Source organism: Novosphingobium sp. NBM11 (genome assembly GCF_015390225.1).
Taxonomy (GTDB): domain Bacteria; phylum Pseudomonadota; class Alphaproteobacteria; order Sphingomonadales; family Sphingomonadaceae; genus Novosphingobium.
This window is the reverse complement of record NZ_VUOG01000001.1, coordinates 3,432,662-3,458,246: the sequence shown is the minus strand read 5'-3', so window position 1 is coordinate 3,458,246 and position 25,585 is coordinate 3,432,662. Positions and strand designations below refer to the sequence as shown.

At 67.3% G+C, this 25,585-nt stretch carries 20 protein-coding genes and 2 pseudogenes; 6 read left to right on the top strand and 16 right to left on the bottom strand.

Translation table 11 applies throughout. The annotated features are described in order from the left end of the window. Window positions 1–4: 4 nt before the first annotated feature. Window positions 5–460, top strand: a complete 456-nt coding sequence (locus tag F1640_RS16805) for a PaaI family thioesterase (protein WP_125955054.1) — start codon at window positions 5–7, stop codon at window positions 458–460. Then, window positions 457–1,574 (top strand): annotated as a pseudogene (gene zapE, locus F1640_RS16800) (cell division protein ZapE). The gene F1640_RS16805 and the pseudogene zapE overlap by 4 nt, the downstream one beginning before the upstream one ends. A 348-nt stretch (window positions 1,575–1,922) precedes the next feature. Here zapE and F1640_RS25850 read toward each other — a convergent pair. The 13 genes and pseudogenes from F1640_RS25850 to F1640_RS16735 form a co-directional block, all read right to left on the bottom strand. Then, window positions 1,923–4,136 (bottom strand): EAL domain-containing protein, encoded by a 2,214-nt coding sequence (locus tag F1640_RS25850; protein WP_309229287.1) that lies wholly within the window; start codon window positions 4,134–4,136, stop codon window positions 1,923–1,925. Between the two features lie 215 nt (window positions 4,137–4,351). After that, window positions 4,352–6,241 carry an XrtA/PEP-CTERM system amidotransferase gene (locus F1640_RS16790; RefSeq protein ID WP_194920229.1) on the bottom strand — a complete coding sequence of 630 codons (1,890 nt, stop codon included), beginning with the start codon at window positions 6,239–6,241 and terminating at the stop codon, window positions 4,352–4,354. A 10-nt stretch (window positions 6,242–6,251) separates the two neighbouring features. Continuing rightward, complete coding sequence (gene xrtA, locus F1640_RS16785) at window positions 6,252–7,808, bottom strand: exosortase A (protein WP_194920227.1); 1,557 nt, start codon at window positions 7,806–7,808, stop codon at window positions 6,252–6,254. Then, entirely contained in the window at window positions 7,798–9,102 is a 1,305-nt protein-coding gene (locus F1640_RS16780) for a TIGR03087 family PEP-CTERM/XrtA system glycosyltransferase (RefSeq protein WP_309229286.1), read from the bottom strand. Before F1640_RS16780 ends, xrtA begins: the two co-directional genes overlap by 11 nt. Then, a pseudogene (locus F1640_RS16775) lies at window positions 9,036–10,097 on the bottom strand (FemAB family XrtA/PEP-CTERM system-associated protein). The gene F1640_RS16780 and the pseudogene F1640_RS16775 overlap by 67 nt, the downstream one beginning before the upstream one ends. Then, entirely contained in the window at window positions 10,094–11,026 is a 933-nt protein-coding gene (locus F1640_RS16770; RefSeq protein ID WP_124807946.1) for an XrtA system polysaccharide deacetylase, read from the bottom strand. The pseudogene F1640_RS16775 and the gene F1640_RS16770 overlap by 4 nt, the downstream one beginning before the upstream one ends. A 16-nt stretch (window positions 11,027–11,042) precedes the next feature. Further along, window positions 11,043–12,287, bottom strand: a complete 1,245-nt coding sequence (locus F1640_RS16765) for an XrtA/PEP-CTERM system-associated ATPase (protein WP_194920225.1) — start codon at window positions 12,285–12,287, stop codon at window positions 11,043–11,045. Between the two features lie 16 nt (window positions 12,288–12,303). Then, window positions 12,304–14,037 carry a preprotein translocase subunit YajC gene (locus F1640_RS16760; protein ID WP_194920223.1) on the bottom strand — a complete coding sequence of 578 codons (1,734 nt, stop codon included), beginning with the start codon at window positions 14,035–14,037 and terminating at the stop codon, window positions 12,304–12,306. Between the two features lie 2 nt (window positions 14,038–14,039). Further along, window positions 14,040–15,044: an AAA family ATPase gene (locus tag F1640_RS16755; RefSeq protein WP_194920221.1), complete on the bottom strand. Its 1,005-nt coding sequence runs from the start codon at window positions 15,042–15,044 to the stop codon at window positions 14,040–14,042. Between the two features lie 16 nt (window positions 15,045–15,060). Then, window positions 15,061–16,581 carry an XrtA system polysaccharide chain length determinant gene (locus tag F1640_RS16750; protein WP_194920219.1) on the bottom strand — a complete coding sequence of 507 codons (1,521 nt, stop codon included), beginning with the start codon at window positions 16,579–16,581 and terminating at the stop codon, window positions 15,061–15,063. A gap of 31 nt (window positions 16,582–16,612) precedes the next feature. After that, window positions 16,613–17,260, bottom strand: a complete 648-nt coding sequence (locus F1640_RS16745) for an XrtA/PEP-CTERM system exopolysaccharide export protein (RefSeq protein WP_124807951.1) — start codon at window positions 17,258–17,260, stop codon at window positions 16,613–16,615. 210 nt (window positions 17,261–17,470) lie between these two features. Next, window positions 17,471–18,697 carry a pyridoxal-dependent decarboxylase, exosortase A system-associated gene (locus tag F1640_RS16740; protein ID WP_194920217.1) on the bottom strand — a complete coding sequence of 409 codons (1,227 nt, stop codon included), beginning with the start codon at window positions 18,695–18,697 and terminating at the stop codon, window positions 17,471–17,473. After that, window positions 18,694–20,229 (bottom strand): acyl-CoA ligase (AMP-forming), exosortase A system-associated, encoded by a 1,536-nt coding sequence (locus F1640_RS16735; protein ID WP_194920215.1) that lies wholly within the window; start codon window positions 20,227–20,229, stop codon window positions 18,694–18,696. Before F1640_RS16735 ends, F1640_RS16740 begins: the two co-directional genes overlap by 4 nt. A gap of 36 nt (window positions 20,230–20,265) precedes the next feature. On the opposite strand from F1640_RS16735, the gene F1640_RS16730 reads away from it, so the two are divergent. From F1640_RS16730 to F1640_RS16715, 4 genes are all read left to right on the top strand, one after another. Further along, window positions 20,266–21,267, top strand: a complete 1,002-nt coding sequence (locus tag F1640_RS16730; RefSeq protein ID WP_223806457.1) for a GNAT family N-acetyltransferase — start codon at window positions 20,266–20,268, stop codon at window positions 21,265–21,267. A gap of 69 nt (window positions 21,268–21,336) precedes the next feature. Continuing rightward, window positions 21,337–21,612, top strand: a complete 276-nt coding sequence (locus tag F1640_RS16725) for a phosphopantetheine-binding protein (RefSeq protein WP_124807955.1) — start codon at window positions 21,337–21,339, stop codon at window positions 21,610–21,612. 5 nt (window positions 21,613–21,617) lie between these two features. Then, window positions 21,618–22,289, top strand: coding sequence for a hypothetical protein (locus F1640_RS16720; RefSeq protein WP_194920213.1), 672 nt, complete (start codon window positions 21,618–21,620; stop codon window positions 22,287–22,289). Further along, window positions 22,286–23,071 (top strand): hydrolase 1, exosortase A system-associated, encoded by a 786-nt coding sequence (locus F1640_RS16715; RefSeq protein ID WP_194920211.1) that lies wholly within the window; start codon window positions 22,286–22,288, stop codon window positions 23,069–23,071. The genes F1640_RS16720 and F1640_RS16715 overlap by 4 nt, the downstream gene beginning before the upstream one ends. Here the strand turns inward: F1640_RS16715 and trxB are convergent. The 3 genes from trxB to F1640_RS16700 all read right to left on the bottom strand — a co-directional run bounded on the left by trxB (window position 23,068) and on the right by F1640_RS16700 (window position 25,457). Then, window positions 23,068–24,039 carry a thioredoxin-disulfide reductase gene (gene trxB, locus F1640_RS16710; RefSeq protein WP_194920209.1) on the bottom strand — a complete coding sequence of 324 codons (972 nt, stop codon included), beginning with the start codon at window positions 24,037–24,039 and terminating at the stop codon, window positions 23,068–23,070. The genes F1640_RS16715 and trxB overlap by 4 nt on opposite strands. A gap of 126 nt (window positions 24,040–24,165) precedes the next feature. Further along, complete coding sequence (locus F1640_RS16705) at window positions 24,166–24,957, bottom strand: tyrosine-protein phosphatase (protein WP_194920207.1); 792 nt, start codon at window positions 24,955–24,957, stop codon at window positions 24,166–24,168. A gap of 80 nt (window positions 24,958–25,037) precedes the next feature. Beyond that, a complete protein-coding gene (locus F1640_RS16700; RefSeq protein ID WP_309229285.1) occupies window positions 25,038–25,457 on the bottom strand; it encodes a response regulator in 420 nt (139 codons plus the stop codon). Window positions 25,458–25,585 lie beyond the last annotated feature (128 nt).

The following is a 25,585-nucleotide window of genomic DNA, read 5'->3' as shown; positions in this document are numbered from 1 at the left end:
GCAGATGGCCTTCAGCTACGGGCCTTCGGACCAGCATCCCGGCTGGTTTACCTGGAACCTCGCGGACCCGACCCGGTTCAACGCCCAGACGATGGGCGACCTTGTGGTGCGCGAGGAAGAGGCGCCGGGCGGCAAGCGGCAGGTTCGCCTGCGCATGTTTCCCGAACGCCGCCACAGCAACCTGCTGGATGCGGTCCACGGTGGGGTCACGCTGGCGCTGATCGACATCTCGCTGTTTTCTGCGATGCGCCTGCTGCTGAACGGCGATGCGGCGGGTTCCGTCACGCTCGACCTCGCGACGCAGTTCATCGGCGCCGGCCGGATCGGCCAGCCGCTTGATTCGGTGTGCGAAGTCCTGCGCGAAACCGGCCGGCTCGTGTTCCTGCGCGGCCTGGTGGTGCAGGAAGACGAAACCGTCGCGTCTTTTACCGGCACGGTCCGCAAACCTTCGCGTAAATGACCCGCGTTTCGGAACGCTATGCCGAACTGGTCGCGGCGGGAGAACTGCGGCCCGATCCGGAACAGGCCGCCGCCGCCGCCAGGCTCGACCGACTCCAGCAGGAACTGGAAGCACCAGCGCACACGCCCGGCTTTTTCGGCAAGCTGCTGGGCCGCAAGGCGCAAGACCAGCCGCGCGGATTGTACATGTGGGGCGGCGTGGGGCGCGGCAAGTCCATGCTGATGGACCTGTTCCACGACAACCTTGCTATCACCGCCAAGCGCCGCTCGCACTTCCACGAATTCATGCTCGACGTGCACGCGCGCCTGCGCGAGGAGCGCAAGAAGGAAAGCGGCGATCCGATCCTGCCGGTCGCGGCCGCGATCGGGCAGGAAACGCGCGTGCTGTGTTTCGACGAGATGGTCGTGAACAACAGTGCCGATGCCATGATCATGAGCCGGCTGTTCACCGCGCTGATCGTGGACCATGCCGTTACCGTGGTGACCACATCCAACCGCGCGCCGTCGGAACTCTACAAGGACGGGTTGAACCGCGAGCACTTCCTGCCGTTCATCGCGCTGGTCGAAAGCCGGCTGGACGTGCTGACGCTCAACGGCCCCACCGATTACCGGCTGGAGCGGATGCGCGGCGTCGGCACCTGGCATGTGCCCAACGGACCGGCAGCCACGGAGGCCACGCGCGAAGCGTTCTTCCGGCTGACCGACTATCCCCCCGAAGACAGCCTGCACGTCCCGTCCGCCGATATCGACGTGGGCGGCGGGAGAATGCTGCATGTGCCCAAGAGCCTGAAGGGCGTGGCCGTGTTCAGTTTCAAGCGGCTCTGCGCCGAAGCCCGCGGCGCGGCGGACTATCTGGCCATTGCCCGCAAGTACCACACCGTGATCATCGTCGGCATCCCGCGCCTGGGGCCGGAAAACCGCAACGAGGCCGCGCGCTTCGTCACGCTGATCGACGCGCTCTACGAACACAAGGTAAAGCTGATCGCCGCCGCGGATGCGGAACCGGCGATCTTTACGAAAGCGGCGATGGTCGCTTCGAGTTTGATCGCACCATCAGCCGCCTGATGGAAATGCAAAGCCAGGACTATCTCGCGCTGGGACACGGCGAGAACTGACAACGCCTACGTGGCGAACCTGCCTGGCTCATACCGACAGCGGCTGCCGCTCTTTTGCGCCCCCGGCGACCCGATCCACCAATCCGCTGGCGCGAATCACCCAACAAAAAACCCGCGCGAAACCGCACGGGTTAACCAAAAAACTCAAAATCAATAACCCGGGCTCCACCAAAATCCGTGGAAATCAGAAAACCCAGGAATGACAGAAAACGGGCACTTCCTTGCGGAAATGCCCGTATTTTCAGTGCTTCAGATCAGCTGAAGCAGCCAACGCCAAATCGACATAGCTTTTGCCTCCATCCACGGTTGGAAGCAAAAATTATCATTAACGTCGAGGGTTAACAATCCCTAAACGATTCCGATCTGGATGTCGGCCGATCTGCGGTAGGTCTGGATGAAGTCCGCGAAGGATTGCGGTTTGCCGAGGTAGTACCCCTGCGCGTAGTCGCAGCCCAGCTCCATCAGAAGCTGAAGCGTCGCCTCGTCCTCGATCCCCTCGGCCACCACTTCCTGGTGAAGATCGTGCGCCAAGGCGATCGTATAGGCCGCGATCGCGCGTTCGCGCTCTGCCGTGGTGATTCGCGAAACGAACCGGCGGTCGATTTTCAACTCATCGCTCGGCAATTCGGCCAGGTAGGAAAGGCTCGCCTCGCCGGTGCCGAAATCGTCGATCGAAAGGCGGAAGCCCAGTGCGCGCAATTGCGAAAGATTGTGACGTGCCGCCGGGCGGTTGTGGACGCTGGAGGTTTCGGTGACCTCGATGGTCAGGAGCGAGGGATCGATCCCGCGCCGCTGCACCACCTCGGCGATGTTCGACACCAGGTTCGGCTTGTCGACCATCTGTGCCGAAAGGTTGATGCTCATCTGGAAACGCGGCCCCAGGGCGTTGATTTCCAGCGCGGCCGTAATCGCCTCTTCCAGAACCCAGAAGGTCAGCGCGTCGATCCGCCCTGGCCGCTCCGCCTGCAGGATGAAGGCATCGGGCGCAATCGGCCCGCGCGTCGGGTGGTTCCAGCGGATCAGGGCTTCCGCGCCGCAGAAGCGCTTTTCGGCAAAGTCCCACTGTGGCTGAAAGGCCAGCCAGATATCGCCGTTGCGCAGGCCTTCATCGATGCGCGCATGAAGCGAAAGTTCCCACGGCGCTTCGGCAAGGCGAGCCGCTTCGAACAGTTCGATCGACCGGCCGCTGGTCAACGCCTCGTTGGCGCTCGCGAGCGCGGAATTGACGCGCGCAAGGGCATCCACGCCCTCGTTGCGGTCGAGACCGAAATGGATGTTGGTGTCGAACGTGTGCTCGCCGATCTGCAGCGGAGCCGAAAACAGCGCGCGCAACCCTTCAAGGTGGTTGAGCTGCATTTCCAGCGGCCGCGCTTCCTCGGTCCAAGCGAAATGACCGCCATCGCCGTTGTAGATCTCGCTGCGTCCCGAGCCGACGGACAGGCGGCGCGCGATCTGCCGCGCGCATTCCCCATGGAGTTCCTTGGGCAGCGTCGCGAGGATTTCCTCATAGCGCGCGATCACCGCGACCACCACGTCGCGCCCGACCTCGATTTGCTTCGAGGTGAGCGACAGAAGATTGGGCAGGCCCGACGCGCTCGTGTGCTGCACGCGACGGCGCCATTTCTGCCACAGGCGGATGCTGCCATAGATCGCCATCGTGGCGAGAAGCTGATCGGTGAAGCTGAGGATGCCAAATTCGACGAGAATGGCGGGCAGCACGAACGTGACGGCGCAGGCGGCGATATAGAACAGCGCCTTTTCCCGACGCGATCGGGCATTCGCCGCCAGCGCGAGGCAGACCGCCAGCAGGCCGAGCAGCACAAGGCGCGGCAGCACGATGGCGAAAGGACGCCGCAAACCCTCCGATCCGGCGAAGGCCAGCGCGATGTCGGGCGTGCGACCGTGCCCGAAGTATCCGATCGGTCGGCCTGCCGTTCCAAAATCGCTGATGACGACGGTGCGGCCGGTCAGCAGGCCCGGCGCGAACTTGCCGTTGAGCAGCTTGCTGACAGGAAGCTGCGGCACCGAATCCGGATCGAGCGAGAAATCGGGAACATAGACCCCGCCCTCACGCCCGCGGATACCGGCAACCGCCGGGCCGACCGTGGGATAGGACTTGCCATCGATCCGCACCGCATAGGGCGCGGTCGTGGCGAAATCGATGAAGTTCGCATTCCATTTGGAAATGGCGATGCGCGAACGCGGCACCACGGAGGAGGCAGGGAACAGGAACTCGCCGTGCGAATCCGCATCCACGCTGTTGTTGCGCAGAACCAGCGAGAAATCGTCCCCCAGTTCACCGATGGCACGCGCCAGCGCGCGATCGCCCCAGATCGACTGACCGGTATCGACGCGCGCGTCGAGCACGACCTTGCGCGGAACCTGCCGTCGCACCAGTTCGAGCAACCGGGCCTGTTCCATCGTGGTCCAGCCGCTGCTCTTCGTCGATCCCGAACCCTGGTTATCCAGCGGGATAACGATAACCGGCTGCGAGATCGCGTGGCTTGAGAGGCGATAGCGAACGTTCCAGTAGATCTGGTCCAACGGCTCGGCAATGAACACCAGGCTGCATATCAGCCCAATGAGCACCGAGATTGAAACTGGCGATCGCAGAAAGTTTCGCATGGACCGTCACGAAAAAGGTTACGATCGGCGTCTAATCCGAAATGGTTTATATGACATTACCATGGTTACCGCCCATCAACCAAATTGAACAGGCGGTGAAGCACGCTCCCGGCGATCGCACGGAAGCGCACGCCCTCCCGCGGCGGGGCGGATCAGGATAGCAGCGCCAGGCTGCGATCCAGCATCAGCACTTGCCACAGCAGGCGGGAATGGTCGGCACGGCCCGCGATATGAGCCTCGGCGATATCGCGCAGCACAGGAGCACGGAACCAGCCCGTTCGCGCCAGCACGCCACCTTCTGCCACCGCCCTGGCCTCTCCGGCCAGCGGTCCGCGCAGCCATGCGGCGATCGGGGTGACGAAACCCATCTTGGGGCGAAACAGCACGTCTTCGGGCAGATAACGGCGCATCACGTCCTTCATCAGCCATTTGCCCGTCGCGCCGCGCACCCGCATGGCCTCGGGCAGCCGCGCGCCGAATTCCAGCAAGCGATGATCGAGCAGCGGCTCGCGCGCTTCAAGGCTGACCGCCATGCTCGTCCGGTCCACCTTGGTCAGAATGTCGCCGGGCAGATAGAACTTGAGATCGGCGTATTGCGCCCGGTCCAGCCCGGAACGCCCCGGCGCCCGGCGCATCATCTCCACAAAAGGCTGTTCGGCGCGATAATCGCCCCGCAGCCGCAGGAAATCCTCGCCATACAGGCGTTCCCGCAGTTCGACCGGCGTGACGGAGAGCGATCGGGCATAGCCCTCCTCTCCGCTCCGCGCGAGATTGAGGAAGGTTGCCTTGGCCCGCAGCGGGCGTGGCGCCCAGTCCGCCTTGGGCCAGAGCCGCCCCAGCGTGCCGAACACCGGCGTTCGCAAGCCTTGCGGCAGCAGCGCCCGCACGGATTCCTCGCGATGCTGGAACACCTGCCGGCGGTATCCGGCGAAAGCTTCGTCCGCGCCATCGCCTGAAAGCGCCACGGTCACATGCTCGCGCGCAAGTTCGCAGACCCGGAACGTCGGCAGGGCGGAGGCATCGGCGAAAGGCTCGTCGAACATGCCCGCCAGCCGGTCGATCAGCGCGAAATCGTCCGACGCTACCACCCGCTTGCGGTGTTCGGTGCTGAACAGCGCGGCCACCTTGTCGGCATAGGCCGTCTCGTCCAGCGCCTGCACGTCGAAGCCGATGCTGCAGGTCTTCACCGGATCGGTGCTGGCTTCCGCCATCAGCGCCACGACGCTGGAACTGTCGACCCCGCCCGAAAGGAAGGCACCCAGCGGCACATCGGCCATCATGCGCGAGGTAACCGCCTCGCGCAGGCGGTGCAGCAGGTGCGCGCCCAGATCGGCGGTATTGCCCGGCTCCCGGTCGGCAAAGGAGATGTCCCACCACTGCACCGGCGGTGCAGGCGGCGCATCGTGGCGCAGCAGCCGGTAATGGCCCGCCGGCAGCTTTTCCACGCCCTTCAGGATGGATCGGTGATCGGGCACGTAACCCCAGGCGAGATAGTCCTCGATCGCCAGCGGATCGATATCCCGCCGCAGCATGGGATGCGCGAGCAGGGCCTTCAGTTCCGAACCGAAGATCACGCTGCCATCGGCCAGTTGCGCGGTGAACAGGGGTTTCACGCCCAGCCGGTCGCGCGCCAGCAGCAGCGTCCGCTGCCGCAGGTCATAAAGCGCGAAGGCGAACATGCCGTGCAGGCGCGGCAGGCAATCGACGCCCCAGCGCTGCCACGCAGCCAGAATTACCTCGCTGTCGCCGTCAGTGTGGAACTGCGCGCCATCGGCCTGCAATTCGCGGCGCAATTCGCGGAAATTGTAAATCTCGCCGTTGAAGACGAGCATCGCCGAACCATCGGTGGCGGCCATCGGTTGAGGCGATCCCGCCAGATCGATGATCGCCAGCCGGCGGTGCCCCAGCGCCACGCCGGGAGCAGTCCATATCCCCTGCCCGTCTGGCCCGCGATGCGCAATGGCATCGCACATCCGCTCCAGCCGCGCCGGATCGACCGGCTTCATGCCCTCCGTGTGGAAAATGCCCGCGATGCCGCACATGCCTCCGCGCCTATCGCATGTTGCCGGTGCGGTCCATCCAGGTCGCTACCGGACCGGTAGCACCCAGGAACGCGCGAACGGCGGCTTCCGTCTGCCCATCGCTGCCTTCGGACGACACGATCAACGCGGCTGTGGGCCGGCGACGCAACAGCAGCCGGTCAGCGATGTTGGCCAGCTTGAGCCGCGCGTTGCTGCCGGTCAGCAGATCGCCGGTGCGATACCAGGTGAGCGCGAGGCGGTGGACCGGCCCCGGCGCCTGGATCACATCGGACTTCGCACCTTCCAGCGCCAGACCCGGCTTTTCCCAGGCCCAGCTGCTGCCCAGCGGCAAGGCACCCTGCCCGAAGCCGCCAGCCTCCTTGCCTTCGGCCTGCCCGGCATAGAGCGCGTAGGACACCTCCACCCGATGGCCCTTCGCATCGGCGTAACTGCCCAGCAAGCGATGCTCGGCGCCCGTGTGCAACGGCTGCCAGGGCGCGGCAGGCGCCATGTCTACCCGGTGCCAGCCCGGCACGTGGGGCAGCAGTATTTGCGCAGGGACGGGCGCTTCCAGCCGGTTGGCCATCGCCCCCCAGCCCATGAACAGCGCGGCGGTTCCCGCCAGCGCGCCCAGCGCCCGGCCTTCGGGCCAGCGCAAGCGGGCCAGCCGGCCCAGCAACGGAGAGGCCGCGATCGCATCCGCATCGATCATCGGATCATCGATCGCGCGGTCGAAGAACTTCCAGCCGGCGGCCATGACCAGCGCCATCACGATGGCGAAGAACACCCAGCCATAGAACACATGGTCGAACCCGGCGGCGAAGCCGATGCCGACCTTTCCGGCGATGAACACCGTGCCCCACGCGCGCACGCCGTTGGCGAGGATCGGCACCACCAGCGCCATTGCCATGAACGCCGCACGGCGCGGCCAGCTGCGGAAGCAGACGTTGGCGACCAGCGTGCCATAGGCCACCATCGCGATCAGGAATTTCACGCCCGAACAGGCTTCCGCCACTTCGAAGTAGCCGCCCGGGGCGGTGATGAACACGCCGTCGATCGTGGCGGGGCCTCCCGCCACGGACAGCAGCAGCATCGTGATCCTGGCCGTCACGGTCTGCAGCGTCGGGATCATCTCGTCCCCGGCGGGCACCAGAAACAGCATGTAGAACAGCGGAAACGCCAGCGCCACGCCCACGCGAGGCCCCAGCAGCGTCAGCACGCTCGCCTGCAACATGACCACCACCGCCAGTTGCCGCGCCAGCGAAAAGCCGGAGAAATCGCCCAGCATCCACAGGAAGCACGCCCCGCCGAACGGCAGCAGCCCCGGCCACCAGGCGGACGGCACGAGGCGCAGCAATCCGTCCGTCCGCAGCCAGACCAGCCAGCCGAGTATCAGCGGGATGAGCAGCGCGTGGTTGTAGGTCGAACTGTCCCACCATTGCAGCGCCATGTCGCGCCAATCGCCGGCGAACAGCGCGAACACGCCGAGCCATGCCGTGGCGACGAACAGCAACGGCCGCCGCCAGCTTTCCGGCAGGGCCAAAACGAAACGCTGGATTGAGGACAAGGGCGCGGCATCAGGCCGCATGGCGATCCCCCCTGCGGTCCGCGCCCAGCAGGGCCGGCAGCGGGTCGAGCGCGCGGTCCCAGCCGCACCGGTCGACCACGAAGCGCCGCCCCGCCGCGCCCATGCTGCGCGCCAGCGCCGTATCCGCAAGCAGCGTCATCGTGTGCGTGGCGAAATCCTCCGGCCCGTCCGCGACCGCGAGGTCCTGCCCCACGCGCGCGGGAATACCGGTGGCCGCCGCTCGCGTCGCCAGCACGGGGCGCGCCATGGCCATCGCCTCCAGGACCTTGTTCTGCACCCCGCGTGCGATCAGCAGCGGCGCGACCACCAGATCGGCCCCGGCCAGCCACGGACGGACATCGGGCACCGTGCCGGTCACGCGGCATCCGTTGCGCCCGTGTAGCGCCTGCACCTCGGCAACGGGCGCGCGACCGACCACGTTGAATTCCGCCTGCGCAAAGCGTTCGCGCACGCGCGGCATGACCTGGCGCGCAAAGAATTCCACCGCCGCCACGTTCGGCGGATAGTCCATCTGCCCGGTGAAGACGATCTGCGGCCCGGCGCGCAGCATGTCTGGCGCGGGTGCAATGCCGGATGGATCATAGAACCGCCAGTCGATGCCGTTGGGCAGCGCCATCACCCGCGTACCGCGCCGATGCTGCAGGCGATCGCGGAACAGCGTGGCTTCCTCATCGGTCACCAACACGCTGGCGGTGGCGCGATGCGCGATCTTTTCCTCGAACCGGCGCAGGAGGTTCGCCTCGCGCCGGTACATCACCCGCACCGCTGGATTGCCTGCGCGCGCATAGGCTTCGAACTTGGCGGAATCGACATCCACAAAGTCCATCACCACCGGCCCGGTGAAATCCTCCGGAATGTATTGCGCCATCTGCCCGGAGAACACGAAGATCGCCGAGATCGGCCGGGTGGCCAGCGTTTCGCGCACGAAGCGGCGGATGGCCGGCGAGGAAAACGCGGTCAGGCTGACGGGCTTGCCCGTTGCCAGCGCCTGCGCGGCGGCTACGGGAACCGACTTGGTCCGCGCGACAAGGCACAGGCTGGCCGAAATCGCCGCCAGTTCCGGTTCGTGCGACCAGTCCGCCTCGTCATCGGCGAAACACGCGACATGAACCGGCGCCAGCGCGCTGATCCGGCGCAGCATGTGACACGAGCGGATCTTGTCGCCGCGATCGGGCGGAAACGGCATCCGGTGCGCCAGAAACAGGATTTCGCCCATGGCCGCGCCCGTCACGCCAGCCCGGTCGCGATCAGCGGACCGAGCCGGTTCGCGATCGGCAGCGGCAGTTTCTGCCACGCGGCGATCTTGGCGCGATAGCGCGGGCTGAGCGGATTGACGTCGCGCGGAGGAACGCCATCGGCGGACCAAGTGGCATAGGACAGCGGCTCTGGCACGAAGCCCCAGTTGCGCTTGAAATGGTAGGCGCCGCTGTCGGTCTTGGACCGGCCGAAATCGAACCGGTCGCAACCCCGGCCGCGCGCGTGGTTCATCAGCGCGTAGTACATCACGTCGTTGGCGCGCAGCGCGCGCGCCGCGAACACGCCACCGCCCCAATAGGGCATGACCGCGCCGCGATGGTACAGGCTCAGCACGCTGGCGACCGGCTTGCCCTGGTGCAGCACCGTCAGGATATCCGCATCCGCAACGAAGAGGTCCATCACCGCGTCGAACAGGCACTTGGGGAATACCGGCGTGCCCAGGTTGCGCACGGATTCGGCATAGACCGCGTAGTGCATCGCGCGATCCGCCCCGGACCGGCCGACCCGCACTTCCAGATCGTTGCCCAGCCCCTTGCGCACTTCCGCGCGCTGTTTGCGCGGAACGGCAAGCAACTGCGCCTCGTCGTCGGCGGCCAGCGGCAGGACGAAGCCGGCGTGGCTATCCTGCTTGATGTGCCAGCCCGCGCCGTCTGGCATCACGCCGCCGCGCAGTTCGATCGTCGGCGTGGACAGGCGGCGGGCCAGTTCGCGCGCGGCATCGAACAGCGCCGTGGCTTCGCCCGCATCGCCGATCAGCCCGCCGCCCACTGCGAACCCGGTCGAGACCAGCGCGCGGCCGAAAAGCGGGGAGTGCGCCGCGTGCAACGGCAGCATCGCGGTAATCGCGCCATCACGCTCGGCCAGCAGCAGGTGCGCGCGGTGCCCGGTGGCGCGCTCCACGGCGTCGATCCATTCCAGGCGGTGGAAGGCCGTGGCGGCGGGGTCTTAGGCCAGGAACCGCGCCATAGCCGGGCGGTCACCCGGATCGGCAAGGCGCACGCGGGCCGCCAGGAAGCGGAATGGCGCGTTCATGCCGCCTTCCCCAGTACGGGTTGCGCCGGCAGAGCCAGGGCCATCTGGCCTGCGGCCACCTCGTCCATGCGCCCCCAACGGAAATCGCGGATCAGCCGGTCCAGCTTGGCCGCCATGACCGTGAGGTTGGTATAGTGCCGCACCTTCGAGCGCAGCGGCGCGGAAGCGACGCGTGGCTGTTCCGGATCGATTTCCCACGGATGGAAATAGAACACGGCCGGCCGGCCATCCACGGTGTTGACCTGCCGGATCGCCCAGCGTGAAACGGTATAGGGCAGCAGGCGGAAGAAGCCACCGCCGCCGGCCGCCATACGCCGGCCGGCCACTTCGGCCGTCGTTACCGGGATCTCGATGAGGTCCGCACCTGCGACCGGACGGAAGGCGAAACGCGGCGCCTCGCGCCAGCCGTAGTGATCGTGCACGATCGGCGCGACGCTGGAAGAATAGGCATAGCCCTGCTCGGCCAGCACCTCGTGCGCCCAGGGCGTGCGCGCATCGATCGAGAAGCTGGGCGCGCGATAGCCGGTCACGCGCTGGCCGCCGGCATCTTCCAGCACCGCCCGCGCCCGCGCGATGTCCTCGGCAAAGGCCTTGGCGCCCAGCGTGAACACGCGGGCATGGTCCCAGCCGTGGCTGGCGATCTCGTGCCCTTCGTCGGCGATCCGGCGGATCATCGCGGGATAGCGTTGCGCCACCCAACCCAGCGTGAAGAACGTGCCCTTCACCCCGGCATCGGCGAACATGCGCAGAATCACGTCGCAATTGCGCTCGACACGGCAGGAAAGGCCATCCCAGTCCCCGCGATCGATCACGGTTTCGAACGCGCCGACCTGGAACCAGTCCTCGACATCGACCGAAAGGCCGTTGCGCGGCGCCTGGGCGGGCCCTCTGCTGGGCCCTGAGCTGGGCCCTGAGCTAGGCCAGGTCATCGGCACGCTCCCTTCCTCAAGCCGCGAGGCGCGGCTTCTGTTCGCTTTCCAGCCATTCGATCAGCATGGTCAGGACATGGCGGATCGCCTGTTCCTGCTCGGCCAGCCGCATTTCCAGCGCAGCGACGCGACCGTTGGCATCCGTCAGAGCGGCGGCGAGTTCATCGCGGGCCGGGTCTTCCGTCGTTGCGGCCGGGCGCAGTTCGGCAAGTTCGATCACGGCCTGCTGCAGTTCGGCGATCTGTTCGTCGCGGCTGGCCAGCGCCTGCTGGATCATCGACAGGTCGAACGCCGGCTGGGCATGCGCCTGGGGCTCGGCTTCGCCAACCGGCTGAACACCGTGCTCCAGCGCTGGTTCGGGCGCGGCGAAGGAATCCATCACCGGCAATGCATCGGCCAGCGCCGGTTCGGCCGCGGGGGCCGGCCGCGCGGCAACGGCACCGCCCGCCGCATCGCGATCCAGGTCGGTCAGCACGTCCTTCAGCATGGCGCTGTCAATGCGCGGGGACTGCTCGATTGCCCCCATGAGCAGCAGCCGGCTGACGATCTGGTTGATCCGGCGCGGCACGCCACCGCTTGCCCGCGCCAGATCGGCATAGACGCGTGGCTCGAACGCGGGATTGCCCGTCCAGCCCACACGCGCGAGGCGATGTTCGATATACGGCCCCACCTCGCCCGCTTCCATGGCATCGAGATGGTGCGAGGCGATCACGCGCTGGCGCAACTGTTCCAGTTCGGGCGATGTCTGCAGCAGCGTACGAAATTCCGGCTGTCCCAGCAGGAGCATCTGCAGCAGCGGATGCGCGCCAAGCTGGAAGTTCGACAGCATCCGCAATTCTTCGAGTGCGCCGATCGAAAGGTTCTGCGCCTCGTCCACCACCAGCAGGCAGCGGCGGCCGGCACGGGCCTCTTCGTGCAGGAACACCTCGATCGCCGCGAGCGCGGACGCTTTGTCGTGCCCCGGCACATGCAGCCCGAACGCGCGCGCGGCCACGTGGATCAGTTCCTCGCCGTCGAGCTTGCTGGTGACGATCTGGCCGGCGGTCAGCCGCTGGCGGTCGATCGTCGCCATCAGGTGCGCGGCCAGCGTGGATTTGCCCGCGCCGACTTCGCCAGTGATGACGATGAAGCCTTCGCCCTGCGCCAGACCATAACCGAGGTACGACAGCGCCTTGCGGTGCGTCGTGCTCTCGAAATAGAAATCCGGGTCCGGCGTGAGCTGGAAGGGACGTCCTGTCAGCCCATAGAACGTATCGTACATCGAAGCCCCCCGGGGGTTAGAAATTGTAGCGCAGGGCGATCCGGCCCGATGCGACGAGTTCATCCGGCGCCGCCTTGCGGCTGAAGCCATCGATCCCCACCGCCGCGCTACCGACCAGACGATCGGTCAGGTTGCGGAAGTAGGAAGCGTTCGCGCCCACCGCGTTGCTCTTGGCATTGCCAGCCGAACCGCTGTTGTACCAGGCGCTGTACACGGCCACGGCGAAACTGGACCGCCGATCGAGCCGGCCGGACACGCCGCCATCGACATACCAGCTTTCGTCCACGGTGCCATCCGCAAGGCCCAGCACGGTCCCGCGCGCGGCAATGAACTTGCGACGTACATAGCCGGCGCCGATCCCCGCGCGCAGACGGCCCACGGTCATGCCGTAGGTCGCGTTGACGCCGCGGGCGCGGAACACCGACGACGACAGCGAGGCCAGCGCGCCGTTGACGCAGCCGCCGCCAGTCGAACCGATGCCGCAACCGCTGATGTTGCCGTTGAACGGATCACGGCCGACCTCGAAGTCGGTCGGCACGTCGCGCAGCGCATTGCCGAGCGAGGAGCCGAAGCCCGAAATGCCGTCATAGACCGAGATACCCAGCGCGCTGCGCGCGTTGGGCGCATAGCTGAAGCTGCCGTAATAGGTCGTGCTGTCATACCGGCGGCCGACGAAGGCCGAAAGCGATGTGCGCCGGCTGGGCCGCCACATCACGCCGGCATCCCAGCTGAGGCCGCTGAAATCATAGGCGATGGCGCGCGGCTTGGACTTGTCGGTAACGAAGCGGCCGTTGCTGCCGATCACCGGCACGCCGTTGACATCATAGACCGCATCGCGGGCCGAAACCTGCACGTCCTGATACCCGACATCGCCCACCAGCGCGAGGTCCTGCGTCACCGGCAGGGTCACCTGCACGCCGGCGTTCAGTTCGCGATAGCGCTGGTCGAGGTTGGAAATGTCTTCCTGCGCATAACGGCCGCTGGCGGTCACGCCCACCGGCGCGATCACGCCGGGGCGTACGCCTGCCGAAAGCTGCGCCGATTGCGAAAGCGAATGATCGAAGATGTTGGAGCTGGGCTGCCCGGCCACGGCGGTCACGCCGTTCTTGGTATCCACCTTGGTGTAGCCCACCATGTAGGAGCCGTTGACCGCCACGTCGCCGACATGGGTTGCCAGCGCCGGCCCGGCATAGGCCGAATAGATCTGGGTGGTCGCGCTGCTGGTGGCCACGGGGTTGAGGCTGCCCGCCCCGGTCGCATCCACACGGGTCCGCGTCGCCAGGCCACCGGCTTCCACCGACAGCGTGCGGGGGATCAGATCATGCTTCACGCGAGCGAGGCCCGAGATCGTGTCGCCGTTAGCGGTATTGCCCTTTTCGGTGATGCGCCGTTCATAGCGGAAGGACACCGCCCCTTGCGTGTTGCGCCCGTTAAGCGCGACATCGACCCCGGCCGCAATCGCGGTATAAGTCAGCACATCGTCGCCCGGCTTCAGTTCCGCCAGCAGGTTCTGCGACACCTCGAGATAGGGCTGGATGGTGGTCCGCGCTCCCCCACCGGCGGAACGGATCGAGTGCCCGCCGCGTCCTTTCGCGCCAGCATCGCCGCCCGTGGCGCTTCCGCCCGAAGCATCATCGACGTTGCCGTAGTCAAGCTGCTGCGCAAGCGCGGGCGCACCATGAAGCGCCAGCAGCGCGACGGCACCGTACAGGGCGGATTGCGCACCCCGGCGCGAGGAAAAGCGGGCCATTATCATTCCTTGTACCCGTAATAAGAACCGAACCGCCGGCCCGTGGGCGAGAAGCGGGTGCAGTTGAGCAGCAGCCGGATGTTCTCGCAGCCGGAAAGGATGTTCACGGCGTCGCGCAGCTCGGCTTCGCCGGTTTGGTCCGCGCGAACGACCATCATCGCCTGCCCCACGTGCATGGCCAGCTCCGAAGCCGGAGAGGCCGCCAGCGCGGGCGGGCTATCGAAGATGACGATGCGATTGGGTGCGTGCGCCGTCAGCCGGTCCAGAACCGTACGCGTGCGCGCGGACGCCAGGAATTCGGTGTCCGACCCGGTCGAATTGCCGGCCGGCAGCACGAACAGGCCGGGAATGTCCGTACCGAGGATGCAGTCCTCTACTCGCACGGACGGATCGGCCAGCGCGTCCATCAGGCCGGGGCCGCCGGGCAGGCCGAGCGCGGACAGCACGCTGGGCTTGGCGAAATCGGCATCGACCAGCAGGACCTCGTTGTCCTTTTCCGCCGCGATCGACAGCGCCAGATTGGTGGCGCAGAACGTCTTGCCCTCGCCCGGATGGGCGGAGCAGACGAGAATGCGCTCGCCATGCGGGGCACCACGCCCTGCGCGCGAATCCGCCGCCGTCAGCAGCAGCTGGCGCTTGACGATGCGGAATTCCTCCAGCAGCTCCGTCACCGCGCCATCGGGTTCGATCAGGCACTGTTCGCGCAAGTGCAGGCGGTCGATGGGATGCAGCTTGCCCTTGAAGACCTGCTGCGCCGGGATACCGTCGAGCACGGGCTGCGCGTCCACCGGAGCAGGACGATCCACGGCCGCCGGCACTGGTGGCACGGGCGCGAGGGGCGAAACGGGCGCGGCAACGGGCGGAGGCGCAGGCGTATCCGCAGCCGGCGCGCCAGGCGCGGCGGGCACGGGAGCCTGCAACACCTTGCGGAAATCGAACGTCCCCGCGGCCCGCTCGATCAGCGATGGGCCGGTAGGCGGCAGCGGAATCTTGCTCTGGTCGGTCATCTTCAACCCCGCTTCCTCACGCCACCATGCCGCGCTTCATGAACTCGACCGCCAGCAGCAGCACCAGCACGGCCACAAGGCCCGCGCTCGCGCCGGCAAACCATTTGAGGTGCCGGTTGCGCAACGCGCGCGCCTGGCGCGTCAGCGTCAGCGACACGGAACCCAGCACCGGCATCCCGGAGGCCCGTTCGAGTTGGCCGGTGGTGGTATAGGTCGATCGCAACTGCGCCACCGCGAAAGCCGCGCCGCAGCCCGCTCCAAGGCCCACGATCAGCACCAGCATGAGCAGCAAGGGCCGATCCGGGGCCGTCGGCGCGCGCGGCGTGGACGGCGGATCGATCACGTCGAACTTCACCGCATCGTGTTCGGATTCCACCTGCCCGCGCAGGCGAAGCTGTTCGCGATCGCGCAGCAGCTTGTCGTACTGTTCCTTCAGCACGTCATAATCGCGATTGATCCGCGCCGCTTCGGCGGCGACCGCCGGTTCGCTGTATTGCTTGCCGGTAAGCTGGCCGATTTCGCCCTGGAGCGATGCCTTGCGCGATTGCAGCGCCACCACGCTTGCCTCGCGATCCGCCTTGATCGACTGGAGCGAGGAATAGGCCGGGTTGGGCGTACCGCCGACGTGCCCCGTTTCCGATGCCGCCTGCCGGGAAAGGCTGGCGATCTGGCTCTTGAGCGCGATCACGTCGGGGTGGCTGTCGGTAAGGCCGCGCGCGCGCATCGAAGCGAGATCGGACTGCGCCTGTGCCAGCGCACCCTTGGCGCCGCCCGATACGCCGGGCACCATGATCGTCTGCGGCGTGCCCGAAAGCTGGCCGTTGATCGAGGCGAGCGCGCTCTGCGCCGCCAGCAGATCGGATTCGACGCCGCGCAGTTCGGAACGCGCGCTTTCCAGCTTCGCGCCCAGCGATCCGCTGCCGGGAATGAGATCGGTGTTCTTCGCCTCGAATTCCTGGCGCTTCTGCTCCGCGGTTTCGAGGTCCTTCTGCCGATCGGCCAGCTGCTGGTCCATGAAGGCCAGCGTGCTGCTCATCTCGCCACGGCCGCCGGCCAGGTTCTCCTCGCGGAAGATGTCGATCATCTTCTGCACGATGTCCTGCGCCAGCTTGGCGTTCTGCACATCGGTGTAGCCGCCGCTGCCGGAGCTGGCGGAAATCTCGAACAGGTTGTCCTGCTGGCTGACCACCTTGATCCGCGCGCCCAGGCCCTGGACGGCCGATTCCATCTGCTTGTCGCTGGTGATCTTGTCGCCCAGCCGCGTCGCGCGGATGACCTTCTCGAGATTGACCGAGCTGGTCAGCGTCTGGCGCACGCGCTCGATATCGCGCTTGCCGTCGTTGCCCACGCCGATCTGGTCGGACAGCACATTGTCGGTCTGGACGAAGATGCGCGCTTTCGATTCGTAGCTGTTCGGCACCATCGCCACGAAGACCCACCCGACAAGGCAGACCAGCCAGGCGATGCCCAGCGCCAGCCAGCGCCGGTGCCAAATGCCGTAAAGCGCGATGCGCACTTCTTCATAGATGTTGGTCATCGCCGGAAAGGCCCCCTCGTCCCGCCGCCGCTCAGAACGTGCTCTCGGGGATGATGATCACATCCCCGGGCATGAGCAGGACGTTGGCCTTGCTGTCCCCCTTGCGCAGCAGATCACCCAGCTTGACCGCGTATTCCTTCTGCTTGCCGGTCTGCTTGTCGAAGCGGATCAGGCGGGCGCGATTGCCGGCGGCGTATTCCGAGAGGCCACCGACCGCGATCATCGCGTCCAGCAGCGTCATGTTGGCGCGATAGGGGATCGAGGCCGGCTTTTCCGTGGCCCCCACGATCCGCACCTGCTGGCTGAACGTGCCGGCGAACTTGTTGACGATGACCGAGACGATCGGCTCCTGGATGTACTGCGACAACTGGAGCTTGAGGTCTTCCGCCAGCATCGACGGCGTCTTGCCCACCGCCGGCATGTCGGTGATCAGCGGCGTGGTGATGCGCCCGTCGGGCCGCACCTGCACGCTGGCGCCGAGTTCGGGGTTGCGCCACACGAAGATCGTCAGTTCGTCGAGCGGACCGATCACGTATTCCTCGCCCGGCCCTTCCTGCAGAGAGACGAACGAGGCCGGCGGAAGCTGCGGCTTGCCGCCCGAACCCGCGCAGCCCGTCAGGGCAAGGCTTGCCATGGCGGTGCCGGCAAGCAGGCGGGTCAGACGCGTATCGATCGGCATGGACTGTCCTTTTCCGAGCCAGCGGCATCGCTTCCGCCGTCCCGCCAAGGGACGCGAAAGGCACCGCTATTCAGTGTCGGCTATCGCCAAAAAGGGTGAAGATACCGTTAGCCTTCACTGAACCGCGCCCGCGAAACAGCGGGAATTTGCGGCCAGTCCCGAAACGGCACGGATCGGGCGGACAGTATGAAAATCCGCTCCGTTACGGATTCATACGAGGATTTCGGCGGCCGGCCCCTGCCCCAGGAACATCGCCGGGCTGGCGCTGGCGCCATAGGCCCCGGCGCAGAAGATCGCCACCAGATCGCCCGGATGGGCGCGGGGAAAGCCGCCCTTGTCGGCCAGCCGGTCCAGCGGGGTGCAGAGGCAGCCGACGATGCTCGCCTCTTCCTCCACCGGGGCGCCGAACCGCGTGGCGATGGCGCTGGGATAGTTGCGCCGCACCACCGTGCCGAAGTTGCCGCTGGCGGCAAGCTGGTGATGCAGCCCGCCATCGGTAACGAGGTAGATCTCGCCGTGGCTTTCCTTGCGATCGACGATCCGGGTCAGATAGACGCCCGCTTCGCCCACCAGATAGCGGCCCAGCTCGATGCAGAAGTGCGTGTCGGCGAGCACCGCCGGCAGGTCGGCGAAGCGTTCGGCAAGAGCCGCGCCCACGGCCGCGACGTCCACCGGCTCGTCGCCCGGGAAATAGGGAATGCCCATGCCGCCGCCCAGGTTGCACTTGGGCAGCGGTGCGCCGCTTTCTTCCGCCAGCCGCGCCGCCAGCTGCAGCGTCTGCGCCTGCGTATCGGCGATGGCGGCGGTATCAAGCGCCTGACTTCCCGCGAAAATATGGAAACCGCGCCATTCCGCGCCCGCCGCGATCAGGCGGCGCGCCAGCGCCGGCACGCGCTCCGCATCGATCCCGAACGGCTTGGCCCCGCCGCCCATCTTCATGCCCGATCCCTTGAGATCAAAATCGGGATTGACCCGGATGGCAAGGCGCGGCGCCTGACCCAGCCGCTCGGCAATGGCCAGGGCGCGCTCCGCCTCGCCTTCCGATTCGAGATTGAGCGTCACGCCCCTGGCGATCGCCGCTTCCAGTTCGGCATCGCGCTTGCCCGGACCGGCGAAGCTCACCAGCGCCAGGTCGATGCCGGCCGCCTCCACCATCGCCAGTTCGCCCCCCGATGCGATATCGAATCCGTCGACCAGCCCGGCCATATGCGCGAGCAGCGGCCCGAACGGATTGGCCTTCACCGCATAGTGGATCGCCAGCCGCTCCGGCATCGCGGCGCGCAACCCGGCCATCTTCCGGTCGAGCAATTCGCGCGCATAGACGAACAGCGGGGTATTCCCCGCGTCCGCCGCAAGATCGCTCGCCTTGCGACCGGCGATGGCCAGTTCCCCGTCGATCGCGGCGAAACCGGGCGGGATGGGGCCGAGCGGCTTCATGCGTTCTCTCCGCCCGCGAGTTCGGCGGCCAGCGCCACGCGGTCCAGCTTGCCGTTGGGGCTGACCGGCATGTCCGCCCGCCAGTGGACGTGGCGCGGCACCATAAAATTGGGCAGCGCGCGGGTCAGCGCGGGCAGCAGTTCCGCCTCGGCTTTCTCCGGCGCAACGGCGGGCCGGGCGACAAGATGAATCGCGTGCCCCAGGTGCGGATCGGGCAGGCCCAGCGCCACGGCTTCGGCAACCAGCCCGGTGGCGACCGCCGCTTCCTCCACTTCCTGCGGGCTGACGCGGTTGCCCGAGGTCTTGATCATGGCATCGCGACGCCCCACGAAATGCAGCAGCCCTTCGGCGTCGCGCCGCACCCGATCGCCCGACCAGACCGCCATGCCGCCGAGCGCGGAGAACGCCGGCGCGGGGCGAAAGCGTTCGGCGGTGCGTGCGGCATCCTGCCAATAGCCTTGCGCCACCAACGGCCCGGCGTGCACCAGTTCTCCTTCCTCGTCCGGCGCGGCTTCGGCGCCGCTGTCGGCCACGACCATGATCTCGGCAAAGGGAATCGCCCGGCCGATCGAGGTGGGGTGACGATCGACCAGATCGGGATCGAGATAGGTGGAACGGAACGCCTCGGTCAGCCCGTACATCGGATAGAGCCGCGCTTCGGGAAACTTCGCGCGCAAGGCACGCACCAGCGAGGGCGTCAGCGCGCCGCCGCTGTTGGTCAGCCGGCGCAGTTGCCGGGCGGCATCCTCGGGCCAGTCCTGCTCCACCAGTTGCAGCCACAGCGGCGGAACCGCGGCAATGCTGGTCACGCCATCTCGCGCCACGGCCTTCACCACATCGCGCGGGGTCAGGTAATCGAGCGGCACCACCACGCCGCCGGCGTACCAGGTCGACAGCAGCTGGTTCTGGCCGTAATCGAACGCGAAGGGCAGCACCGCCAGCACGCGGTCCACCGCCGTCACCTTCAGGTAGTGCGCCACGCTGACCGCGCCCAGCCACAGGTTCGCATGGCTGAGCACCACGCCCTTGGGCCGGCCGGTCGATCCGCTGGTGTAGAGAATCGCCGCCAGATCGTCGGACATGGCCTGGCTCGGTGGCAGCGGATCGGCCTCCCCGGCAAGACCCGCGCGCACGCCGGCTTCCTCGCACAGCGCGGCCTGCCCGGCATCGCCCGGCTCCAGCGTATCGAGCCGCGCCGTGTTGGAAATCATCAGCCGCGCGCCGCTGTCGGCCAGGATATGCGCCACCTGCGCCCGTTTGAGCAGCGGATTGACCGGAACATGCACCAGCCCGGCGCGCACCGCCGCCAGCGGCATCAGGCACGCCAGTTCGGTCTTGGCCAGCCATGTCGCCACTCGCGCGCCCTTTTCCGGCACCTGCCGGGCGAGCCATGCGGCAAGCCGGCCTACACGGTCATTTAACGCCTCGAAGCTAAGGGTCTCGTTCCGCAGGACCAGCGCCGGGCCTCCCGGCGCGCCGCGCAACGGCAGATGGTCCAGCGGATGAACGGTAGGATCGGGATCGGCGGACACGCGGCTTTCGGACCTTCGCAACGGGGAATTCGGTTCTTGGGCGCCATCGTCTATCACGCCAGTCTTAACGAAGCGCAAGAAGACGCCGCGCTTTCGCGCCTGCTCGGGCGCGAGATGCAGCACGCGCCGTTCGACCGGCTGGACTGGTACGCGCTGCTGGCACGCGAATGCCTCGATCCCGCGCGCTGCTTCCTGGCGACCGCCCGCGATGGGGACGAACGCGCGGTGCTGCCGGTGCGCCAGACCGCGCCGGGCACGCTGGAACCGCTCGGCAACTGGTACAGCTTCTTCACCCGCGCGCGCTGGACCGATCAGGGCGCCGCGCTGCTCGAAGGCATCGCGCGCGACCTGTCACGCACGCACGACGGGATCGTATTGTCGCCGCTGCCCGAGGAAGACGTGGCCCCGCTGACCGCCGCGTTCCGCAAGGCGGGCTGGCTGGCGTTCGCGACGCCCTGCGATACCAATCATATCCTGCCGGTCGATGGCCGCAGCTTTGCCGAATACTGGGCCGCCCGCCCCGGCCGCCTGCGCGAAACCGTGCGCCGCAAGGGCAAGAAGGGGGTGGTCGATCTGCGCATCGCCACCGCGTTCAACGAAGCGGACTGGGCCGCCTATGAAACGATCTATCGGCTGAGCTGGAAGCCGGAAGAAGGCAGCCCCGCCTTCCTGCGCCGCTTCGCCGAAGCCGAAAGCGCGGCCGGCAATCTGCGGCTGGGCATCGCCACGATCGACGGCAAGCCTGTGGCCGCGCAGTTCTGGACGGTGGAAGGCGGCACCGCCTTCATTCACAAGCTGGCGCACGATGAAAGCGCCAAGGCCCATTCGCCGGGCACGCTGCTGACCGCCGCGCTGTTCGAACACGTGATCGATCGCGACCGCGTGCGCGAAGTGGACTTCGGCACCGGCGACGATCCCTACAAGCGCGACTGGATGGAAAGCACCCGCACGCGCTGGCAGGTGGCGTTCTACCGTCCGCTCGCTCCGCGCCGCTGGCCGGCCATCGCCAAGGCGCTCGTGCGCGGCGGGCGGACGTAACGCCCCTTGCTCCGGACTCCCGCGCTGGCTAGACGCCGCGAAAACCATGATATCAGGGAAGGTTCGATAGTGACCGGTCTGGCCAACGACGAAACCGACACGCTGCTCCGCGCGATCCTGCGCGACGTTCTGGGTCTCGCGGCGGACCGCGTTGCCGCGTTCGATGCGGATACCGGGCTGTTCGGCGCGCTGCCCGAACTCGATTCGATGGCCGTGGCAGGCCTGCTCACCGAAATGGAAGACCGCTTCGACATCGTGATCGATGATGACGAAGTCGATGGCGAGTTGCTGGAAACCTACGGCAACCTGCTCGCCTTCGCGCAGGCCAAGCGCGCGGCCGCCTGATCGCGGTGTTCGCCGACTGGCCCTGCCCCGGCCCGGAAGGCCCCGCCAACGAACAGGCGCTCGCGTTTGACCGTGACCGCGCGCACCGCCTGCTGATCGTGCCCGCGCTGTTCGAGGAAGCGAACCGCACGCGGCGCTTCCTGGTCGAAACCATGCGTCGGCTCGACGCCGCCGGGATCGACAGCTTCCTGCCCGACTTGCCCGGCTGCAACGAAAGTCCGCAAGAGTTCGCCGCCCAGAGCCTCCACGCCTGGCGCACCGCCATGGCTCAGGCGGCGGCGCACTTCGCGGTCACGCATGTGCTGGCGGTGCGTGGCGGGGCGCTGGTCTTTCCCACCTCGCTGCCGGGCTGGGTGCTGGAGCCGGTCAAGGGCGCCACGGTCCTGCGCCAGATGCTCCGCGCCCGCACGCTCTCCGCGCGCGAGGCCGGGCGCGAGGAGGACAGCGCATCGCTGCTGGAGCACGGCCGCGCCGAAGGGCTGGACCTCGCCGGATACCGCTGCGGCGCCTCGCTGATCGCGGGGCTGGAGACGGCCCTGCCGGCGGACGAGGGGCAGCGCACGATCCGGCAGGCGGAGCTTGGCGGCGGCGCGCTGTGGCTGCGCGCCGAACCGGGCGAGGATGCCGCGCAGTCGGATGCCTTGGCCGCCATGATCGCGCGCGAGATCGCCGCGTGAACCGCCTGCACCTGACCTTTCCGTGCGCGGGCGCGGCGCTGGCGGGCACGCTGGACATGGCCGCCGCCACGGGGACTACGGGCCTGCTCATCGTTTCGGGCGGCAATGAGGTCCGCGCCGGGGCGTGGGCCGGACAGGCTCAACTCGCGGCCCGGCTCGCGCGCCATGGCGTTCCCGTGTTCCGCTTCGACCGGCGCGGCGTGGGGGACAGCGAAGGCGCCAACGGCGGGTTCCGCTCCAGCCGCGATGATCTGGCCGCCGCGCTCGCCGCGTTCCGCAAGGCGGCGCCGCAAGTCCGCCGTGTGGTCGCTTTCGGCAATTGCGATGCCGCCGCCGCGCTACTGCTGCACCACGCTGGCCTTGGCATCGATGCGCTGGTGCTGGCGAACCCGTGGACGATCGATGGCGAGGAAGCGCCCGCAGCGATGCCCGCCGCCGCGATCCGCCAGCGCTATCTCGCCAAGCTGAAGAACCCGCGCGAAGTGCTGCGCCTGCTGACGGGCGGCGTAAACCTCGCCAAGCTGATCCGGGGCCTGCGCAGCGCCGCCGCGCCGGCGGCCGCGCCCTCCTCCCTGGTGGATGCGTTGCACGCCGGGGCAGACGCATTCGCCGGGCCGCTCACCATCCTGCTCGCCAGCGATGACCGCACCGCGCAACTGTTCGAGGCGGCGTGGCCCAAAGACGACGCGCGCATCCAGCGGATCGCCAGCGCATCGCACAGCTTTTCCGACGATGCGGCGCGCGAATGGCTGTTCGCGCGCCTGCTGGGCGTGCTGGATTAGCCGACCGCTTCGGCCTTGCTGGCCGCGAAATCCAGTTCGGCCACGAACCGTTCCGCATCCAGCGCCGCCATGCAACCGGTGCCGGCCGCCGTCACCGCCTGGCGATAGGTGTGGTCCATCACGTCGCCGGCCGCGAACACGCCGGGGATCGCCGTCTTGGGCGTGCCGGGCTGGACGACGATATAGCCGCTCTCGTCCAGTTCCAGCTTGCCCTTGAACAGTTCGGTGGCCGGGGCGTGGCCGATCGCGACGAAGGCGCCGTCCGTCTCCACCACCGATTGCTCGCCCGTTTCGGTATCGATCACTGCCACGCCGGTCAGGCCCTTGCCGGGCTCGCCCACGAAACGGTCGACCTTCTTGTTCCACAGCACCTTCACATGGGGATGCGCGAACAGGCGGTCCTGCAGGATCTTTTCGGCGCGGAAGGAATCGCGGCGGTGGATGATCGTCACGTCCTGCGAATGGTTGGTGAGGTAGAGCGCTTCCTCGACAGCGGTGTTGCCGCCGCCGATGACCACGACCTTCTTGCCGCGATAGAAGAAGCCGTCGCAAGTGGCGCAGGCGGAAACGCCCTTGCCACCGAACTCGACTTCACCCGGCACGCCCAGCCACTTGGCCTGCGCGCCCGTGGCGATCACCAGCGTATCGCCTTCGTAGATGTCGCCGCTATCGCCCACGGCGCGGAACGGCGGGCCTTCCAGGCTGACCTCGGTGATCGTGTCCCACAGCATCCGCGTGCCGACGTGCTCGGCCTGGGCCTGCATTTCCTGCACCAGCCACGGCCCCTGCACGGCTTCGCGGAAACCGGGATAGTTCTCGACATCGGTGGTGATGGTCAGCTGGCCGCCCGGCTGCAGCCCCTGCACCACGATCGGCTCCATTCCCGCCCGCGCGCCATAGATCGCGGCGGTGAGCCCGGCGGGGCCGGAACCGATGATGAGCATGCGGGTCTTGTGCGTGGTGGCCATGGTGAACTCCGGTCGGGGCCTTGGCAACGGATGCCGAAACTGGGCACGCGACATAGGAAACCGGGGCGCGGAATGCGAGTCCGCGCGGTCCGGTTATCCGGCAAATTCGCCTTGTGATCGGCGAGGTCAGACTATCAGGCGCCGCTCCAGCGCGGCGATATCGGCCTGGCCGAAGCCCAGCACCGCATCGGCATAGGCCTCTACCGAGCCATGTTGTTCGCGAATCGCGGCAAGGCTCGTGTCGAGGTAATCGGCGTGGACCGACATCAGCACCCGCACCGCCGCATCGTCCATGTGCCGGCCGAACCCGGCGCGCACGTGGCGCGCGCCGGCCGCTATGCGCGCCTCGGCGTTACCCGCCGTGTTGGTCAGCAGGTAATCTTCCACGATATCGTCATGGTGGACGCCCAGCAGGTGATGCACCAGCGCGGCGGCCACGCCCGTCCGGTCCTTGCCGGCCAGGCAATGCAGCAGGCTTGCCCCGTCCCGATCGACCAGCGCGCGCAGATAGAGGCGATAAGTGCCGACCAGCACGGGGCGGAACGGCAGGGTTTCGTAGAGCCGGATCATCGCGGCGTGCGCGTCGGCGGCGGTGCGTACCTGCTCGGCCGCTTCCTCGTGCGCCGCCCGGCCATGCGCGCTGGCCGTCTCGCCCGGGTGAAACAGGACGTGCCCTTCGAATTCGGGATGGCGCAGGCACGGGCAGGCTTCGCGCTCGCTATCGCCGCGCAGATCGATCACCGTGGCGATGCCCAGCCGATGCACCGCATCGAGATCGTCCGCCGTGGCATCGCCATGCTGGCCCGATCGCCACAGCACGCCCTGGCGGATGGCACCGCCGCGCGCGCGATACCCGCCGTAGTCCCGAAAGTTGTGAATACCCTGCATGGGCAGGACGCGGGTGTCCGCATCGATCATCTAGTCAGGCTCCTCGTTCGGGATGCCTTGTTGCCCTGCGGCAGGCCGATTGCAAGACAGTGACGGTTAACGCGGGTGGTTCATATCTGCCGGGCGTCACCGCAAGCGCATTGCAGGGCACGCGTCACCACGACGGAGGCCGGCGTCGGCTTGGGCACGAGAATCCCGCCCAGATCGCGCACCGCAATGTCCAGCCGCTCGACATCCCCGGTATGCAGCACATAGGGCACGCCGCGCGCGGCGAGCGCCCGCGCGACCGGCTCGCAGGTCTTGCCCTGCCCCAGCGACACATCGAGAATGGCCGCGCAGACCGGCTCGATATCAAGGATTTGAAGAGCTTCGTCAGGTTCAAGGGCGGTCAGCGGCACGCACCCGGCATCGGCGACGGCGCATTCCAGATCCAGCAGAATCAACGGCTCGTCGTCCAGAACCAGAATCCGCTTGGGACTTTCATGGTCACCGGCACCGGTCATGCCCGAATAGCTGTTGTCCTGCGTCACCAAACCGATTTGTCCCGGGCGCGGCCGCATTGCCGCTGGTCTTCGATACCGCCCACAATGCTTTTCCCGCCGGATGGTTCCAGCACACGGTAAATTTTGACAGCGACCATGTTGATAGTTGGCGGCAC

Excerpts from the sequence above, each read along its gene's own strand:
- F1640_RS16760 (WP_194920223.1), bottom strand. The coding sequence starts at position 14,037 with ATGGCCCGCTTTTCCTCGCGCCGGGGTGCGCAATCCGCCCTGTACGGT.
- F1640_RS16790 (WP_194920229.1), bottom strand. The coding sequence starts at position 6,241 with ATGTGCGGCATCGCGGGCATTTTCCACACGGAGGGCATGAAGCCGGTC.
- F1640_RS16805 (WP_125955054.1), top strand. The coding sequence starts at position 5 with ATGGCCTTCAGCTACGGGCCTTCGGACCAGCATCCCGGCTGGTTTACC.
- F1640_RS16755 (WP_194920221.1), bottom strand. The coding sequence starts at position 15,044 with ATGACCGACCAGAGCAAGATTCCGCTGCCGCCTACCGGCCCATCGCTG.
- F1640_RS16770 (WP_124807946.1), bottom strand. The coding sequence starts at position 11,026 with ATGACCTGGCCTAGCTCAGGGCCCAGCTCAGGGCCCAGCAGAGGGCCC.
- xrtA (WP_194920227.1), bottom strand. The coding sequence starts at position 7,808 with ATGCGGCCTGATGCCGCGCCCTTGTCCTCAATCCAGCGTTTCGTTTTG.
- F1640_RS16745 (WP_124807951.1), bottom strand. The coding sequence starts at position 17,260 with ATGCCGATCGATACGCGTCTGACCCGCCTGCTTGCCGGCACCGCCATG.
- trxB (WP_194920209.1), bottom strand. The coding sequence starts at position 24,039 with ATGGCCACCACGCACAAGACCCGCATGCTCATCATCGGTTCCGGCCCC.
- F1640_RS16705 (WP_194920207.1), bottom strand. The coding sequence starts at position 24,957 with ATGATCGATGCGGACACCCGCGTCCTGCCCATGCAGGGTATTCACAAC.
- F1640_RS16740 (WP_194920217.1), bottom strand. The coding sequence starts at position 18,697 with ATGAAGCCGCTCGGCCCCATCCCGCCCGGTTTCGCCGCGATCGACGGG.
- F1640_RS16750 (WP_194920219.1), bottom strand. The coding sequence starts at position 16,581 with ATGACCAACATCTATGAAGAAGTGCGCATCGCGCTTTACGGCATTTGG.
- F1640_RS16765 (WP_194920225.1), bottom strand. The coding sequence starts at position 12,287 with ATGTACGATACGTTCTATGGGCTGACAGGACGTCCCTTCCAGCTCACG.